Below are 15,736 nucleotides of genomic sequence, written 5' to 3' on the forward strand. Positions count from 1 at the left end.
AAAGGAGGGGCGGGCTTTGAAAGAGGCGCTGGTTTCTGAGGCTTTGGAGGTTGGGTTTTCGGCCTGCCGGGTGTGTCGTCCGGGCGATATTCCGTTCGCAGCAGAGCGGCTGCGCGCGTTTCTGGATGCCGGGTATCATGGCGACATGGGCTGGTTGGCAGATCGGGAGGCGTGGCGCGGCAATCCACAGGCGCTGTGGCCCGAGGCGCGGTCGGTCATCATGCTGGCCGAGAATTACGGTCCGGATCATGATCCGCTGGAGGTGCTGGAGCATCCTGATCGGGCCGCGATTTCCGTTTATGCGCAGCACCGCGATTACCATGACGTCGTGAAGAAGCGGCTGAAGCGGTTGGCGCGCTGGCTGCTGGCCGAGGCGGGCGAGGGCGAGGTCAAGGTTTTCGTCGATACCGCACCGGTGATGGAGAAGCCCTTGGGGCAGGCGGCGGGGTTGGGTTGGCAGGGCAAGCACACCAATCTGGTCAGCCGCGATCTGGGAAGCTGGTTTTTTCTGGGCGCGATTTTCACGACGTTAGAGTTAGAGCCGGATGGGGCGGAGGTGGATCATTGCGGTTCGTGCCGCAAATGTCTGGACATCTGCCCGACGGATGCCTTTCCGGCGCCCTACCAGTTGGATGCGCGGCGGTGCATTTCCTATCTGACGATCGAACATGCGGGGCCGGTGGATGAGGCGTTGCGCCCAGCCTTGGGGAACCGGATCTACGGCTGTGACGATTGTCTGGCGGTCTGTCCGTGGAACAAGTTCGCCAGCCGCGCGGCGGAGGCGAAGTATCACGCGCGGACGGATTTGGTGGGGCCTGATCTCGGGACGCTCGTCGCGTTGGATGACGCGGAATTTCGGGCGATGTTCTCTGGCTCTCCGGTCAAGCGGATCGGGCGGGGGCGGTTCGTCCGCAATGTGCTTTATGCGATTGGGAACAGTGCAGATCAGCGGTTGCTGGAGCATGCGCAGACGCTTTGCAAAGATGACGATCCGGTTGTGCGTGATGCGGCGCAATGGGCTGTTCTGCGGCTAAAAGCCCCGATTTAGACACGAAAAACCCCGGGCCGCGCGAGGCGACCCGGGGTGGGCTGACTTATGAACTAAGATTAGCCGTCAACGAGGATGGTCAGACCACCTTCTGCGTTGGTGTAAGCGGACACGACGTCTGCTTCGGTGTAGCCTTCAGCTTCCAGCTGGGCTTTGACAGCAGCATTGTCGAGGATCGCCTGACGCATCATCACTGCGTCGTCGTCGGCCCACATGGATGCGCCTTCGACTTCGGACATGTTCCAGATGTACATGGTACCGTCAGCGTTCATCTCGGTGATGTCGTTGGCTTCTGCCAGACGGGAATCTTCGAGCGATGCGGGCGTGCCCATGGTGGTGGCGACTTCGGTGGACATGTCGGCGCCTGCTTCAACACGCTGGGTGTCTTCGGCGGATTCGGCGACAGTGGTCGACTCGGTGAAGGTCGTCACGGTGTTATTGTCCGTGCTTTCGATCAGACGGGAATCTTCCAGCGATGCCGGGACGTCTTTTTTCACGGCGTCCTGTGCCATCACGGCGCCGGTGGAAACCGTAGCGAGGATTGCTGCAAGGCCAAGTGCTTTGTTAGTCGTACGCATAATATATAGCTCCTTATCTCTGCCCGCTGTAGATTGGTTCGTTGCGGGCTGTCTGGGTCATCAACCGTCCAGTAAGGAGTTGGTTCCTGTAGAAAAAAATTTTTAAAAAAGGGATCCAAATGCGTTTTCAAACGTATGTGCGCGGGATCCTTTCTACAGGTATCTGTTCGCGGAAATTGATCTGCAAAAAATTTGTCGCGGGGCCTAAGCCCCGCGAAAGGTGCCCGTCACGGGGCACGGAAGGTCCGAAGTTTATTCGGATCAGCGCTGGTACAGGCGGCTGCCGCGCAGCGATGCCGGTACGTTTTCTTCAAAGTCCGAGTTGACCTCGGTCACTTGACCGTCTTCCAGTTGCTCCACGACGCGGTTGCGCAGGCTGTTCGGCGCTTCGGTGTGTTCGGTGAAGGTGGTCACGGAATTTACGCCATAGGATTCGACCAGTTCACTGGACTGCAGCGAGTCAGGGATCGAGGTTTCCTGCGTTTCAACCGCGAGAGCCGAGGTGGCGACGGTTGCAAGAGCAGCTGCGGTGGCGGTGATTTTCTTAAAGGTAGTCATTTGTGTATCCTTTCGGTTTCGATTTCCAAGACCGCTCGCTGCGGCCTTGGTGAATGAATTAATTACGGTTTTTCAGTGTGCTATGGTTTCAGCGGTAAACTGGATTTGAGCGGGGCGTGAACGGTCGAAACGGTCAATAAAACAAAGATGATTTGAAGGTTGTGCAATCGTGCACATATTCTGTCCTAAGCAATGACGGAGAGATTTATGGCTGAATACCACCGCGATCCGGACGCGATCGCGCGGCTGACACCCGAGCAATACCGCGTCACGCAGGAGAATGGGACCGAACGTCCGGGCACCGGAGAACTGCTGAATGAGAAGCGTGCAGGCATCTTTGTGGACATCGTGTCCGGAGAGCCGCTGTTCGCCTCGGCCGACAAATACGAGTCGGGCTGTGGCTGGCCGAGCTTTACCAAGCCGATCGAGCCTGCGCATGTGGAAGAGTTGCGCGACACCTCTTTGGGGATGATCCGGACAGAGGTGCGGTCAAAGCATGGGGATAGCCATCTGGGGCATGTGTTTCCGGATGGGCCCATGGATCGGGGCGGGCTGCGGTATTGCATCAACTCGGCCTCGCTTCGGTTCGTACCGAAGGACGAGATGGAGGCCGAAGGCTACGGCAAATATCTGGATCAAGTGGAGGATGTGTAATGGCTGAAGAACGCGCTGTTCTGGCAGGGGGCTGTTTCTGGGGGATGCAGGATCTGATCCGGCGGATGCCGGGGGTTCTGCGCACGCGTGTCGGGTATACCGGCGGCGATGTGCCCAATGCCACCTATCGCAACCACGGGACCCATGCGGAGGGGATCGAGATTTTCTTTGATCCGGAGCGGGTGTCCTATCGGCAGATCCTAGAGTTCTTCTTTCAGATCCATGATCCGACCACGCTGAACCGGCAGGGGAATGACATCGGCCTGTCGTATCGGTCGGCGATCTACTACGTCGATGAGGCGCAGAAGGCGGTGGCCGAGGACACCATTGCGGACGTCAACGCCAGTGGTATCTGGCCGGGTCGCGTCGTCACGGAGTTGGAGCCGGTGGGCGACTTCTGGGACGCGGAACCGGAGCATCAAGATTATCTGGAGCGGGTGCCAAATGGCTACACGTGCCATTTCCCGCGACCAGATTGGGTTCTGCCAAAGCGCGCGGCTGAATAACCGCGCGCCATTCGCTGCGGCGTGTCAGAATTCGCGCCATTCGTCCGGGGCCGCCTGTCGGGCGGGCCCGTTCACGACCTGCAGCATCGGCGCATGTGCCGCCACGCTGCGGGGCCGGTCATTTCCAAGCTTGAACCGCGATACCGCGTCGTTGAGCGATTGCGCCTCTTGAGTGAGGGCGACGCTGGCGGCTGAGGTTTCTTCGAACATTGCGGCGTTTTGCTGGGTGACGCTGTCCAATTCCTGCATCGTGCCTTCGATGGCCGAAATCGTGCCGGCCTGTTCTTCGGCAGAGCCCGCGATAGAGGCGACGTGATTCGACACCTCGGACACGGAGCCGGTGATGCGTGACAGGGCGTCGCCCGCCGCGCGAACCAGTTTGACGCCGGTTTCGACCTGTTCGTTGGATTGCGCGATCAGTTCCTTGATTTCGCGAGCAGAGTTGGAGGAGCGGGCCGCCAGTGCGCGCACCTCGGTCGCCACGACAGAGAAACCGCGGCCATTTTCACCGGCGCGCGCGGCTTCGACCCCGGCGTTCAGGGCCAGCAGGTTGGTCTGGAAGGCGATTTCATCGATCACCTCGGTGATCCGGGAAATCGCGTGGGACGAGGTTTCGATGGCCGACATGGCATCGGTGGCGCGCTTCACGACCTCACCCGAATCCTTGGCCTGATTGCGGGCGCTGTCGACGACGCGGTTGGCCAGTCGGGCCGCATCGGCAGAAGACCGGACAGAGGCAGAGATTTCCTGAATGGCAGCGACCGCTTCTTCCAGTCCGGCGGCCTGTCGTTCGGTCCGAGAGGCGAGATCGTTCGCCGCGGCAGAGATGGCGCCCGCATCGGTGGAGACCAGTTCGGCATTGGTGACAACGATTTCGACGGTGCGGCGCAGTTCCTGCACGGCGGTGTTGAAATCCTGTCGCAGCTGGTCGTTATCGGCGCCAAGGTCAGCCGTGATCTGTGTGGTCAGGTCACGATCCGCCAGCTGTGCGATAGCATTGCGGAGGGTGTCGACGATGGCGCGCTGTGCGGCCAGCGTGGCGGCGCGGTTTTCGCGGTCGGCCTCTTCTGCCTGACGGGCGGCGTCGTGGGCCTGGGCTACATCGGCATCCATCGCGATACGCTGCTGGATGGCGACGTAAAGAACCACAGCTTCGATCACCACGATCAACCCGTGCAGGGCGGTGCGTTCAAGGTTCGCCATCAGGTCGGTCGACGGGTAGATCATGCCCGGCATCAAAAGCGACAGAACCCCGTGGTGCAGCGCGATAACGCCCGCGCCGATCAGGATCACGCCCGCATCCGCCATGACCATGGTCACCGCCAGCAGGGCGAAGAACAGCATATGGGTGTCGACCTGCCAGGGGTGGCCGGAAAAGGCCGCCGTCAGCGCCATCGCCTGCCCCAGAAGGCCAAGTGCGGTCAGGATGCGGCCGGATCCGCCGCCGGATTGCGCCCCGAAATACCCCATACCTGCCGCCAGTGCGGCAAAGATCAGGATGGGCAGGGGCGCATTGCCCGCCATCCAGGCCGCAAGCGGCGCGATCGGAGTGGCCAGAAGGGTCGCTGTGGCGATGCGCGAAGCGGCAAGCTGCTGGACCTGTTCGAAATTCTTAAGCTGCGTCATCTGTTTAACTACTTTCCCATCCACACAGGGCCGCGATGGCCGTGCCGTCAAAAGCGGCCCAAGCGCCCGCCTGTTTCAACCGGTCGGCAAAGCCTGCCACCTGAGTCATCTGATCAACCTGGGCAAAGGCCCCGATCCATGAGGTTTCCGGCCCTACTGGCCGCCCGCCCGCCTGATCGATGATCGACATCGCATCGGCCCAGGGCGGCGACAGGACCAGCACCAGATCCCCATCCGCCGGTGGCATCGTCAGCAACGGCAACAGGGGTCCCATCAGCGCAAGGCCAATGGCACAACACCATGCAAGGGGGAGTCGCGGGTCCGTCATACCCTCTCCTTACGACAGGGTTCTTGCTGGCCCGTTAATCGCCGCGGATTTTCTGATTTCCGGGTGTCACCCGGGGCACCGCGTGATAGGCCTGAGCCCAGTTTATCCCGGAGGTTGCCATGCCCTTTACCCTTGCCACGTGGAACATCAATTCGGTTCGGCTGAGAGAGCCTCTGGTCGTGCGGTTCCTGCAGGAAGAGGGGCCGGATGTCCTGTGCCTGCAGGAGTGCAAATCGCCCGTCGACAAGATCCCGCGCGAGCAGTTCGCAGAGCTGGGCTATACCCACATGGTGGCGCGGGGGCAGAAGGGCTATAATGGTGTGGCGATCCTGTCGAAGCTGCCGATCGAGGATGCGGGCGATCAGGATTTCGCGTCACTGGGCCATGCGCGGCATATCGCGGGGCGGCTGGAAAACGGTGTGACGATCCACAATTTCTATGTGCCTGCGGGCGGCGACAAGCCGGATCGTGAGATCAACGAGAAGTTCGGCCAGAAGCTGGATTACCTGACCGAAATGCGGGATTGGTTTCACGGCGATAAGCCCGAGAAGGCCATTCTGGTCGGCGATCTGAACATCGCCCCGCGTGAAGATGACGTCTGGGATCACAAGAAGCTGTTGAAGGTGGTCAGCCATACTCCGGTTGAAGTCGAGCATCTGGCACAGACGCAGGATGCGGGCGCTTGGGTCGATATCACCCGGCAGGATATTCCCGACGGGAACCTTTATTCATGGTGGTCCTATCGTTCGCCCGACTGGGATGCGGCGGACAAGGGGCGGCGGCTGGATCATATCTGGGCGACGCCTGATATCTCGAACGCCGCGCATGGGTCACGGATCCTGAGGCATGTGCGCGGGTATGAGCAGCCGTCGGATCATGCGCCTGTCTTGGCGACGTTTGATTTGTGACTGGGTCGGGATTGAGTATTTTTGGAAAGATGAAGCTTGGGGCGGCGCGCGAAGCGGTGGTCTAGGTTTTAGGCTTCACCGCCGCCATCCCGCGTATTCCGGGTGCTCTGCCATCCGGTCGTATAGACGGGTCATCCGGTCCAGAAACCATGACTTTCCGATCATGATCATCGCCGTACCCGCCATGGTCCAGCCCGCGTCCAGCACCCAAAGCCCGTAAGCCAAAGGGATCAGACCCAGTCCGTTAAGCACTGATAGGCCCGCGGCCCAACGGGCATCTTCCGCTGGAATAGAGACTGATTTCCGGTTCAGCCACACCCGTTCCCCCAGCACCGCCCGCGCCGCTCAGCTCCGCGTTGTCGCGGGCGGTGGGAACAGATGCGGATTGATCCGCGCCCAGATCACCACCAGCCCCAGTGGTAGCAGAGACCACCAACCGATCCAGACGCGGCTCCAGACCGCCAGAATAAACAGAGGCAGGACGGAATATCGGGAATAGACGCTAAGCGGGTTGGCGTGACGGTCCCAGGTCTGGTCGGTCAGGCCCATCATCCGCTCCATCGTTTTCACAAGTCTCATCTAAGGCACCGCCTTGGAATACTGGGTGATAAGGTCCATATATGCCAGCGACGCGATATACGCACATTGATATGACCGAGGAACCCAAGATGATTGAACTAGGCGGACAGCAAGACGCAGCCCCCGCAGGCGATCTGATCAAGGACGTCACCGAAGAGAACTTTATGCAGGACGTCATCGACGCGTCCATGCAGGTGCCGGTGATCGTTGATTTCTGGGCAACCTGGTGTGGGCCGTGCAAGACGCTGGGCCCGCAGTTGGAAAAGGCCGTGACCGCAGCTAAAGGCGCGGTGAAGATGGCCAAGATCGACGTGGACCAGAACCAGCGGCTGGCGCAGGCGCTGGCCCAGCAGGGTCTGCCGTTGCAGTCCATTCCGACGGTCGTGGCCTTTGTTCAGGGCCGCCCGGTCGATATGTTCCAAGGTGCTGTGCCGCCGTCCGAGATTGACGCCTTTATCAAGAAGGCGATCGAGGCCGGGGGCGGCGACACGTCGAACGGCTTGGACGATGCTGTCGCGGCGGCAGAAGAGATGCTGGACGCCGGTGCAGCAGAGGATGCGGCCGAGACGTTTGCGGCCATCCTGCAGGAAGATCCGCATCATGCGGGCGCCTATGGCGGGCTGGTCCGATCCTATCTGGCGATGGGTCAGACCGATCAGGCCGAAGCAACGTTGAACGGCGCCCCGGTCGAGATTTCCAAGACGCCCGAGCTGGAAGCGGCGCATGCGCAAATCCAGCTGGCGCGTCAGGCGGAGAATGCCGGTCCGGTGGCCGAGTTGCAGGCCGCCGTCGACGCGGATGAGACCAATCATCAGGCACGGTTCGATCTGGCGATGGCGCTGCAGGCATCGGGCGATACCGAAGGTGCTGTGACCCAGCTTTTGGATCTGTTCCGCCGCGATCGCGAATGGAATGACGGTGCCGCAAAGGCCCAGCTTTTCACGATTTTCGAGGCGCTGGACGCCAAGGATCCGATCGCATTGGCGGGTCGTCGTAAATTAAGCTCGATGATATTTGCCTGATGGGGGCGGCGGACTAATTGGGACGTATGCTCAAACGGTCCGAACTTCCTGACGTCATTCCCGTCTTTCCGCTTTCGGGTGCGCTGCTTTTGCCGCGGGCCAGATTGCCCCTTCACCTGTTCGAACCGCGCTATCTGGCGATGCTGGAAGACGCGTTGAAAACACCCCATCGGTTGATCGGCATGGTGCAGCCCGACCCCAACCCCTCGGCCAAGTCGGCGGGGGATGGTCCACCGCTGCAAAAGATCGGCTGCGCGGGGCGGGTGACGCAATTTTCCGAAACCGAAGATGGCCGGTACATGATCACCTTGGCTGGCGTGTCGCGGTTCCGCGTGCGCGAGGAGGTGACGGGCTTTGTACCCTACCGCCGCGCCGCGGTGGATTGGTCGGGGTTCGATCGTGACCTGACCCGAGAAGAAGAATGCGACAGCGATTTCGATCGCGGCCGGTTCCTGTCCCTGCTGGGCCAATATTTCCGCGCCAAATCGCTGGACACGGAGTGGGAGTCGCTTGAAAAGGCAGAGGATGAATTGCTGATCAATTCGCTGTCGATGATGCTGGCGTTCGAGCCAGAGGACAAACAGGCGCTGCTAGAGGCGCCATCGCTGGCCACCCGACGCGAAACCCTGATCACGCTGCTGGAATATGCCCTGCGTGGCGGGGATGAAAACGGGATGTTGCAATGAGTGAAGAAAGTGCCGAACCGCAGGCCCCGCTGTTCGACCGCCGGATGTTAGAGGCGCTGATCTGCCCGTTGACCCAGACGACCCTGTCCTATGATGCCGAGCGTCAGGAATTGGTCAGCAAAAGGGCTGGGCTGGCGTTTCCGATCCGCAACGGCATTCCGATCATGCTTCAGGATGAAGCGCGGAAGCTGGACTAATCATTTCATCAGATCGGGCAGATCGCCTGTCAGGCCTGCGGCTTCGCGAATAAAGGTGCGGCGCAAGCGGGGCATGGCGTTGATCGCGCCCATACCGATGTCGCGCGCGGCGCGCAGCAGCGGGTTGTCGGTCGAAAAGAGCTTGTTCGACAGGTCCGTCGCCATAGCAAGCGATGCGGTGTCGAAGCGCCGCCATTCCTGATACCGCCGCAGCACGAGGGTCGAGGCGATGTCTTCGCCGCGCTGGTGTGCCTCTGTCACGACCTGTGCAAGGGCTCCGATATCGCGCAGACCGGCGTTCAGGCCTTGGCCCGCGATGGGGTGCATCCCGTGGGCCGCATCCCCGACCAGAGCCATGCGATCCGCGATAAAGCTGTTCGCGATGGTGAGGCCAAGAGGGTAGGTAAAGCGTTTGCCTGCAAGGGAAATCTCGCCCAAGAAGTCGCCGAAGCGGGGGCGCAGGACCTGAAGGTAGTTTTCGTCGCTAAGCGCCTGAAAGGCGGCGGCTTGGTCGGCGGTCTCGCTCCAGACAATGGAACTGCGGTTGCCGGGAAGGGGCAGGATCGCCAGCGGGCCGGGGGGCAAAAAGAACTGATGCGCGACGCCGTTGTGCGGCAGCTCATGCTGGATCGCGCAGACCAGTGCGGTCTGGCCATAATCCCATCCGGTGCGCTTGATCCCGGCGCGTTCCGCGGTGCCCGAGCGGCGACCGTCGCAACCGATCAGCAGGCGTCCGCTCAATGTCTTGCCCGAGGCCAGAGTGACGGTGATGCCCAGATGATCGGCCTGCTGCGCGGTGACGGTTTCGCCATTCAGCAGGGTGATTTTTTCGTGCGCCTCGACCGTGTCCATCAGCGCGCGGCGCAGGTAGCGGTCTTCGATCATGTGGCCCATGGGGCCTTCTTCGATCTCGGCATGGTCAAAGTGCATCAGGAAAGGCGACGGCGCTTCGCCCGCCCGGCCATCCGTCACCTTGATTTCCAACATGGGCTGGCTTTGGTCAGCGACTTTGTCCCAGACGCCGATGCGGCGCAGCAGGCGGACAGAGGCCAGCGCCAAGGCGTAGGACCGCCCGTCGAAATCCTGATCCTGCCGCGTGGCGGCGGGCAGGGTGTCGATGACGGTGACGCTAAGGCCTGCGTTCGCTAGGGCCAGCGCGGTTGCTGGGCCGTTCAGACCGCCGCCGACGATCAGGATATCGCTGTCGTGTTTCATGTGGCCGAATATGGCGTTGCGAGCGGGATTGTCCATGCGCTGCACTGCCGCTACCGTCGCGTCAGAATTTCCGGAGGGTGGATCATGGATGACTGGCGGTGGATGAGCGCGGCGGATTTGGGCCGCAAGATCGGCGCGGGCGAGATTGATCCGGTTGATCTGACCGAGGTGTTTCTGGCCGCCATCGACACCCATGAATACCGCGACCGCATCTATGCCCGCCTGACGCCTGACCGCGCGCGCGCCGAAGCGGCCGCCGCATCGGAGCGGGCCAAGGCGGGGACGCGGAAATCGGCGTTGGATGGCGTGCCGGTGTCGTGGAAGGACCTGTTCGACACCGCTGGCGTTGCGACCGAAGCGGGATCGGCCCTGTTAAAAGGCCGCGTGCCCGACCGGGACGCCGAGGTGTTGGCCACCGCCAGCGCCTTTGGCTTGGTCTGTCTGGGCAAGACGCATCTGTCGGAACTGGCGTTTTCCGGGATCGGGCTGAACCCGGTGACCGAAACCCCGCCCAACGTGCATAACCCGGACTGGGTGCCGGGGGGATCATCCTCGGGGGCTGCGGCCTCGGTGGCCTTTGGTCTGGCGGCGGCGGCGATTGGGTCGGACACCGGCGGATCGGTGCGGATCCCGGCGGCGTGGAATGATCTGGTGGGGCTCAAAACGACCTCGGGTCGGCTGTCGCTGGACGGGGCGGTGCCGCTGTGCCCGTCCTTCGATACGGTCGGGCCGTTGTGCCGCACGGTTGAGGATGCGGCGCTGTTGCTAAGCGTGCTGGAAGGGTCGAAACCTGTTGATCTGGCTGAGGTTTCCGTCAAATGCCTGCGGATCGGGGCGCTGCAAAGTGCGGTGCTGGACGACATCCGGGACGAACCCCGCGCGGCCTATGAGGCGGCGATTGATCGGCTGGTCGCCGCAGGCGCGGTGGTCGAACCCGTGGAGGCGCCAGAGGTTATCGATGCGCTGGCGCAATCCGGGGTCTATGCGCCCGAAGCCTATGGCATCTGGAAAGACGTGATCGAAGCCGCGCCCGATAAGATGTTCGCCGAAATCCTTGGCCGTTTCCGGTCTGGCGCTGACATGAGCGCGCCGGATTTCGTCGCGGCGTGGGAGGTTCTGCACACGTCGCGCAAGGCGTGGAACGCACGGGTCGCCGGGTTTGACACAGTCATCGCGCCGACCGCGCCGATCCTGCCGCCGGATCGCGAACGGATGTTGTCGGATCACGATTATTACGTCACCGAAAACCTGCTGGCGCTGCGCAATACGCGGGTTGGCAACGTGCTGGGGCTGTCTGCGCTGACCCTTCCGACGGGCGCGCCTGCTTGCGGTATCATGCTGCTGGGTAAACCTATGGGCGAAGAGGCATTGCTGCGTATCGGGGCGGCGGTTGAGGCGGCTTTAAAGCTGGGTTGACGGAAAAGCCACAACGCCCCTGCGGATGGTGATCGGGCTGGACGGGACACCCACATTTAGCTAAACTCATTGGAAACGGGGCGTTAATGACCCCGACCTTGAGGCAGTGCTAGATGTTTCCCGAGCGGTTTTCGAACCTTCCGGCTTATGCGTTCCCGCGCCTTCGTGCGCTATTGGATAGTCATGCGCCCGGTGGAGAAGTCGTCAACATGACGATTGGCGAACCCAAACATCCGTTTCCGGAGTGGGTTCCCGAAGTGCTGGCCGCCAATGTGGCGGGCTTTGCCAGCTATCCCCCCAACGACGGCACGCCAGAGCTGTTGCAGAACATTTCCGACTGGATCGCGCGGCGGTATTCCGTCGATGTGGCGCCGGATCGGATCATGGCGCTGAACGGGTCGCGCGAAGGGCTTTACAATGCCGCGATGGCGCTGTTGCCAGAGACTAAATCAGGCAAAAAGCCCTGTATCCTGATCCCGAACCCCTTCTACCAGGTCTACATGATCGGCGCGCTTTCGGTCGCGGCAGAGCCTGTTTTCGTGCCCGCAACCGCCGATAACGGCTTCCTTCCCGATTACGCGTCCTTGCCCAAGGATGTGCTGGACCGGACCACCGCCGCCTATATCTGTTCGCCCGCCAACCCGCAGGGATCCGTCGCCGACCGCGCCTATTGGGAAGTGCTGTTGGGGCTGGCCGAAAAGCACGATTTTCTGGTGTTTAGTGACGAATGCTATTCGGAGATCTACCGCTCCACCCCGCCCGTTGGGGTGTTGGAGGTGGCGCGCGATATGGGCGTGAACCCAGAGCGTGTGGTGATCTTCCAATCGCTGTCGAAACGGTCGAACCTGCCGGGCTTGCGGTCTGGTTTTACCGCGGCGGGGCCCGAGGCAATCAAGCGCCTGCGCCAGCACCGCGCCTATTCGGGTGCGCCGCTTCCGCTGCCGTTGCAGAAGGTCGCCGAACGCGCCTGGGCGGACGAAGAGCACGTCATCGAGAACCGCAGGCTGTATCAGAAAAAGTTCGCGATCGCGGATCAAATTTTCGCCGAAGTTCCGGGCTATCAAGGGCCTGAAGGCGGGTTCTTCCTGTGGCTGCCGGTCGAAGATGGCGAAGCGGCGGCGCTGGATCTGTGGACCGCCACGGGCGTCCGGGTTCTGCCCGGCGCATACCTAAGCCGCGACGTGCAGGGCACGAACCCCGGCAAGCAATATATTCGGGTCGCCATGGTGACCCCAAAAGACAAGATGGCGCAGGCGCTGACGATCTTGCGAAACCATCTGTATCAGTGAGGACATAGGCTATGGCTTTCCAGACGCGCGGTGGCGATCCCTTGTTTGACAGTGAAATGCAGGCGTCGATTGAACGACGCGGCAAGGAACTGGCAGGGCTGGTTCTGATCCTTGTGGGCGTTCTGGCGTCGATGCTGATCTATTCCTACACGCCTGACGATCCGTCGTGGCTGTCCGCGCATGATGCGCCGGTGCAGAACTGGCTGGGTCGCTTTGGCGCGTCCATCGCGGCGCCGATGTATATGGTCATCGGCTCCGGCAGCTGGGGCGTGGCCGTCGTTATTCTGGCATGGGGTCTGCGTCTGGCCCTGCACCGGGGCGAAGAACGCGCGATTGGGCGTCTGATCTTTGCGCCGATCTGGATTGCTTTGCTGGCTGTCTATGCCTCGACCCTCGTGCCCGATCAGGATTGGTCGCATCGCTTTGGCATGGGCGGCTTGTTCGGTGACACCGTGCTGGGCGCGACGCTTGGGATTGCGCCTGTTGGTCCCAGCTTTGCGCTGAAGATGGTGTCGCTGTTGCTGATGGCGCCCGTGATCGGTCTGGGCCTGTTTGTCACCGGGTTCAACGCGATCGAATTGCGCCGGATCGGGGCCTATCTGCTGGTGGGTGTCATCATGGTCTATGCCTTTGCCATGCGTGTGCTGGGCAAGGGGGCCGTGGGCGCGTTGCAAGGGGCCACGCAGTTGCAGGCCTATCAGAAAAACCGCAGTGAACGCCGCCGCGTCGCGCGGGCCGAGGCCGAGGCGTACGCCCGGGCCCATCCCACGCAGGTGCAGCCCGAAAGCTTTGGCGAAGAAGACGATTGGGCCGCGCCGGAACCGACGCTGACCGCCCAGCCGCGTGCCGGGTTGATGGGGCGGATCCCGTCGCTGGTGCGTCGGCCCGAGCCCGATCCGATGCCGGAGCCCGAGCTGATCGAACCCGTGATGGTGGCCGACGATCGTCCTGCGCCGGGGGATGAGCGGATCAAGGCCCGCATCGCAGAGATCGTCCGGTCGCGCACCGCACCGCCCGTGCAGATGGAGCCGCCGGTTCCCGAAGACAAACCGCTGACCCGTGGCCGTGGCCATGGTCCGCGCCCACTGGTCATGGAAGCCGCGCCGCGTCATGAGCCGCCCCTGACCGCGACCGCCCCGCGTATGCCGATGGAGCCGCCGCTGACCGCCGCCCGCCCCGTGGCAGAGCCCGCCCCGCTGGTCGAAGACGTCTTTGACGACAGCGAGGCCGAGGCACAGATGTTCGAAGCCCAGACATCTGAGGACCCCGGTTTCGAAAACGCCGGTTATGACGAGGCGCAATATTACCCGGCCGAGGAGTACGATCCGCAGCCGCAGACCTACGCCGCGCCAGAGCCACAGGCGCATGTCGCGCCTCAGGTCGCCCAGCCTGCCGCGCAGCCGATCCCGCGCCCCGTGCCGGAACAGCGCGCCAGTGTCGTGCAGCACCAGCCGCGCAAGGCCATCGTGCCCTCGACCCGTGCCAAGCTGGAAGCGCAGCCAAGTCTGCAGTTCGAAGAGCCGCAGGTCGATTACGAACTGCCGCCGCTGGCCTTGCTGGCCGATCCGCGCAACGTCGAACGCCATGTGCTGAGCGATGAGGCCTTGGAAGAAAACGCCAAGATGCTGGAAAACGTCTTGGACGATTATGGGGTCAAAGGCGAAATCGTCAGCGTGCGCCCCGGCCCTGTGGTTACGATGTACGAACTTGAACCCGCGCCGGGCCTCAAAGCATCCCGCGTGATCGGTTTGGCGGACGATATCGCCCGGTCGATGTCGGCGCTGTCCGCGCGTGTATCCACCGTTCCGGGCCGGTCGGTGATCGGGATCGAACTGCCGAACGAAAACCGCGAAATGGTGTCGTTCCGCGAGATCCTGTCGACACGCGAATATGGTGACGGCAATCAGAAACTACCGCTGGCCTTGGGTAAGGACATCGGCGGCGATCCGGTTGTCGCTAACCTTGCCAAGATGCCCCACCTGCTGATCGCGGGGACGACGGGCTCGGGTAAGTCCGTGGCGATCAACACGATGATCCTGTCGCTGCTGTACAAGCTGACGCCGGATGATCTGCGTCTGGTGATGATCGATCCCAAGATGCTGGAACTGAGCGTCTATGATGGCATCCCACACCTGCTGTCGCCGGTCGTAACAGACCCTAAAAAGGCGGTTGTGGCCCTGAAATGGGTCGTGGGCGAGATGGAAGAGCGTTATCGCAAGATGTCCAAAATGGGCGTGCGGAACATCGACGGCTATAATTCCCGCGTGAAGGATGCGCTGGACAAGGGCGAGATGTTCTCTCGCACAGTGCAGACCGGGTTCGACGACGACACGGGCGATCCGGTGTTCGAAACGGAAGAATTCGCGCCCAAGAAGATGCCCTATATCGTCGTCATCGTGGACGAGATGGCCGACCTGATGATGGTCGCCGGCAAAGAGATCGAAGCCTGCATTCAGCGTCTGGCACAGATGGCGCGGGCGTCCGGTATTCACCTTGTGATGGCGACGCAGCGTCCTTCGGTCGATGTGATCACCGGGACGATCAAGGCGAACTTCCCCACCCGGATTTCTTTCCAGGTGACGTCGAAGATCGATAGCCGCACCATTCTGGGTGAGATGGGCGCCGAACAGCTGTTGGGCATGGGTGACATGCTTTATATGGCGGGCGGGTCCAAGATCATGCGCTGCCACGGCCCCTTCGTGTCGGATGAAGAGGTCGAAGAAATCGTCAACCACCTTAAGGCCTTTGGTCCGCCGTCCTACGTAGGTGGTGTGGTTGAAGGGCCGGATGACGAGAAGGCGGATGATATCGATGCGGTGCTGGGTCTGAACACGGGCGGCAACACCGATGGCGAAGACGCGTTGTACGATCAGGCGGTGGCCATCGTGGCCAAGGATCGCAAGTGTTCGACCAGCTACATCCAGCGGAAACTGGGCATCGGCTACAACAAAGCCGCGCGTCTGGTTGAGCAGATGGAAGACTCGGGCCTTGTGTCGCCAGCGAACCACGTGGGTAAGCGCGAAATTCTGGTTCCGGAACAGTAAACGCAGCCGCGGAACAGGCGCCAAGTCGCCGGTTCTGACGGTGTGTTACGGAACACTCAGCGCAATGTGAGCGTTAGGCTCT

At 61.8% G+C, this 15,736-nt stretch carries 15 protein-coding genes and 1 pseudogene; 10 read left to right on the forward strand and 6 right to left on the reverse strand.

What is annotated here, in order from left to right; all coding sequences use genetic code 11:
* Window positions 1-16 precede the first annotated feature (16 nt).
* Complete coding sequence (gene queG / locus ACI3GR_RS09520) at window positions 17-1,048, forward strand: tRNA epoxyqueuosine(34) reductase QueG (protein WP_407494008.1); 1,032 nt, start codon at window positions 17-19, stop codon at window positions 1,046-1,048.
* A 59-nt stretch (window positions 1,049-1,107) separates the two neighbouring features.
* On the opposite strand, the gene ACI3GR_RS09525 is transcribed toward queG, so the two are convergent.
* Window positions 1,108-1,626 carry a hypothetical protein gene (locus ACI3GR_RS09525; RefSeq protein WP_407494010.1) on the reverse strand — a complete coding sequence of 173 codons (519 nt, stop codon included), beginning with the start codon at window positions 1,624-1,626 and terminating at the stop codon, window positions 1,108-1,110.
* A gap of 261 nt (window positions 1,627-1,887) precedes the next feature.
* Window positions 1,888-2,184 (reverse strand): hypothetical protein, encoded by a 297-nt coding sequence (locus ACI3GR_RS09530; RefSeq protein WP_407494011.1) that lies wholly within the window; start codon window positions 2,182-2,184, stop codon window positions 1,888-1,890.
* Window positions 2,185-2,391: 207 nt separating this feature from the next.
* Between ACI3GR_RS09530 and msrB the strand changes: the two genes are divergently transcribed.
* Together msrB and msrA are read left to right on the forward strand one after the other, a co-directional pair.
* Window positions 2,392-2,838, forward strand: coding sequence for a peptide-methionine (R)-S-oxide reductase MsrB (msrB, locus tag ACI3GR_RS09535; RefSeq protein WP_407494012.1), 447 nt, complete (start codon window positions 2,392-2,394; stop codon window positions 2,836-2,838).
* On the forward strand, window positions 2,838-3,344 hold the full coding sequence (msrA, locus tag ACI3GR_RS09540) for a peptide-methionine (S)-S-oxide reductase MsrA (RefSeq protein WP_407494013.1): 507 nt from the start codon (window positions 2,838-2,840) through the stop codon (window positions 3,342-3,344). Before msrB ends, msrA begins: the two co-directional genes overlap by 1 nt.
* 24 nt (window positions 3,345-3,368) lie before the next feature.
* Here msrA and ACI3GR_RS09545 read toward each other — a convergent pair whose 3' ends face one another.
* A complete protein-coding gene (locus ACI3GR_RS09545) occupies window positions 3,369-4,970 on the reverse strand; it encodes a methyl-accepting chemotaxis protein (RefSeq protein ID WP_407494015.1) in 1,602 nt (533 codons plus the stop codon).
* A 4-nt stretch (window positions 4,971-4,974) separates the two neighbouring features.
* Window positions 4,975-5,298 (reverse strand): hypothetical protein, encoded by a 324-nt coding sequence (locus tag ACI3GR_RS09550; RefSeq protein WP_407494016.1) that lies wholly within the window; start codon window positions 5,296-5,298, stop codon window positions 4,975-4,977.
* Between the two features lie 119 nt (window positions 5,299-5,417).
* On the opposite strand from ACI3GR_RS09550, the gene ACI3GR_RS09555 reads away from it, so the two are divergent.
* On the forward strand, window positions 5,418-6,206 hold the full coding sequence (locus tag ACI3GR_RS09555) for an exodeoxyribonuclease III (RefSeq protein ID WP_407494017.1): 789 nt from the start codon (window positions 5,418-5,420) through the stop codon (window positions 6,204-6,206).
* Window positions 6,207-6,281: 75 nt separating this feature from the next.
* Here the strand turns inward: ACI3GR_RS09555 and ACI3GR_RS09560 are convergent.
* Window positions 6,282-6,785, reverse strand: a pseudogene (locus tag ACI3GR_RS09560) (DUF6653 family protein).
* Window positions 6,786-6,874: 89 nt separating this feature from the next.
* On the opposite strand from ACI3GR_RS09560, the gene ACI3GR_RS09565 reads away from it, so the two are divergent.
* From ACI3GR_RS09565 to ACI3GR_RS09575, 3 genes are read left to right on the forward strand one after another with little or no spacing between them, the layout of a single operon-like run.
* Window positions 6,875-7,807: a tetratricopeptide repeat protein gene (locus tag ACI3GR_RS09565; RefSeq protein WP_407494018.1), complete on the forward strand. Its 933-nt coding sequence runs from the start codon at window positions 6,875-6,877 to the stop codon at window positions 7,805-7,807.
* 26 nt (window positions 7,808-7,833) lie between these two features.
* Window positions 7,834-8,493 (forward strand): LON peptidase substrate-binding domain-containing protein, encoded by a 660-nt coding sequence (locus ACI3GR_RS09570; RefSeq protein ID WP_407494891.1) that lies wholly within the window; start codon window positions 7,834-7,836, stop codon window positions 8,491-8,493.
* Window positions 8,490-8,690 (forward strand): Trm112 family protein, encoded by a 201-nt coding sequence (locus tag ACI3GR_RS09575; RefSeq protein WP_407494019.1) that lies wholly within the window; start codon window positions 8,490-8,492, stop codon window positions 8,688-8,690. Before ACI3GR_RS09570 ends, ACI3GR_RS09575 begins: the two co-directional genes overlap by 4 nt.
* Here ACI3GR_RS09575 and ACI3GR_RS09580 read toward each other — a convergent pair whose 3' ends face one another.
* Entirely contained in the window at window positions 8,691-9,905 is a 1,215-nt protein-coding gene (locus tag ACI3GR_RS09580) for an FAD-dependent monooxygenase (RefSeq protein WP_407494892.1), read from the reverse strand.
* A gap of 84 nt (window positions 9,906-9,989) precedes the next feature.
* On the opposite strand from ACI3GR_RS09580, the gene ACI3GR_RS09585 reads away from it, so the two are divergent.
* The 3 genes from ACI3GR_RS09585 (at window position 9,990) to ACI3GR_RS09595 (ending at window position 15,654) form a co-directional block, all read left to right on the forward strand.
* Complete coding sequence (locus tag ACI3GR_RS09585) at window positions 9,990-11,321, forward strand: amidase (protein WP_407494020.1); 1,332 nt, start codon at window positions 9,990-9,992, stop codon at window positions 11,319-11,321.
* 113 nt (window positions 11,322-11,434) lie between these two features.
* Window positions 11,435-12,610, forward strand: coding sequence for an aminotransferase class I/II-fold pyridoxal phosphate-dependent enzyme (locus tag ACI3GR_RS09590; protein WP_407494021.1), 1,176 nt, complete (start codon window positions 11,435-11,437; stop codon window positions 12,608-12,610).
* 11 nt (window positions 12,611-12,621) lie between these two features.
* A complete protein-coding gene (locus ACI3GR_RS09595; protein WP_407494022.1) occupies window positions 12,622-15,654 on the forward strand; it encodes a DNA translocase FtsK in 3,033 nt (1,010 codons plus the stop codon).
* Window positions 15,655-15,736 lie beyond the last annotated feature (82 nt).

The sequence above is a fragment of the Pseudooceanicola aestuariicola genome, assembly GCF_045763785.1.
Lineage (GTDB): Bacteria > Pseudomonadota > Alphaproteobacteria > Rhodobacterales > Rhodobacteraceae > Pseudooceanicola.

Excerpts from the sequence above, each read along its gene's own strand:
- ACI3GR_RS09580 (WP_407494892.1), bottom strand. The coding sequence starts at position 9,905 with ATGAAACACGACAGCGATATCCTGATCGTCGGCGGCGGTCTGAACGGC.
- ACI3GR_RS09555 (WP_407494017.1), top strand. The coding sequence starts at position 5,418 with ATGCCCTTTACCCTTGCCACGTGGAACATCAATTCGGTTCGGCTGAGA.
- ACI3GR_RS09550 (WP_407494016.1), bottom strand. The coding sequence starts at position 5,298 with ATGACGGACCCGCGACTCCCCCTTGCATGGTGTTGTGCCATTGGCCTT.
- ACI3GR_RS09585 (WP_407494020.1), top strand. The coding sequence starts at position 9,990 with ATGGATGACTGGCGGTGGATGAGCGCGGCGGATTTGGGCCGCAAGATC.
- ACI3GR_RS09575 (WP_407494019.1), top strand. The coding sequence starts at position 8,490 with ATGAGTGAAGAAAGTGCCGAACCGCAGGCCCCGCTGTTCGACCGCCGG.
- ACI3GR_RS09545 (WP_407494015.1), bottom strand. The coding sequence starts at position 4,970 with ATGACGCAGCTTAAGAATTTCGAACAGGTCCAGCAGCTTGCCGCTTCG.
- msrB (WP_407494012.1), top strand. The coding sequence starts at position 2,392 with ATGGCTGAATACCACCGCGATCCGGACGCGATCGCGCGGCTGACACCC.
- ACI3GR_RS09525 (WP_407494010.1), bottom strand. The coding sequence starts at position 1,626 with ATGCGTACGACTAACAAAGCACTTGGCCTTGCAGCAATCCTCGCTACG.
- ACI3GR_RS09570 (WP_407494891.1), top strand. The coding sequence starts at position 7,834 with ATGCTCAAACGGTCCGAACTTCCTGACGTCATTCCCGTCTTTCCGCTT.
- ACI3GR_RS09565 (WP_407494018.1), top strand. The coding sequence starts at position 6,875 with ATGATTGAACTAGGCGGACAGCAAGACGCAGCCCCCGCAGGCGATCTG.
- ACI3GR_RS09590 (WP_407494021.1), top strand. The coding sequence starts at position 11,435 with ATGTTTCCCGAGCGGTTTTCGAACCTTCCGGCTTATGCGTTCCCGCGC.
- ACI3GR_RS09595 (WP_407494022.1), top strand. The coding sequence starts at position 12,622 with ATGGCTTTCCAGACGCGCGGTGGCGATCCCTTGTTTGACAGTGAAATG.
- msrA (WP_407494013.1), top strand. The coding sequence starts at position 2,838 with ATGGCTGAAGAACGCGCTGTTCTGGCAGGGGGCTGTTTCTGGGGGATG.
- ACI3GR_RS09530 (WP_407494011.1), bottom strand. The coding sequence starts at position 2,184 with ATGACTACCTTTAAGAAAATCACCGCCACCGCAGCTGCTCTTGCAACC.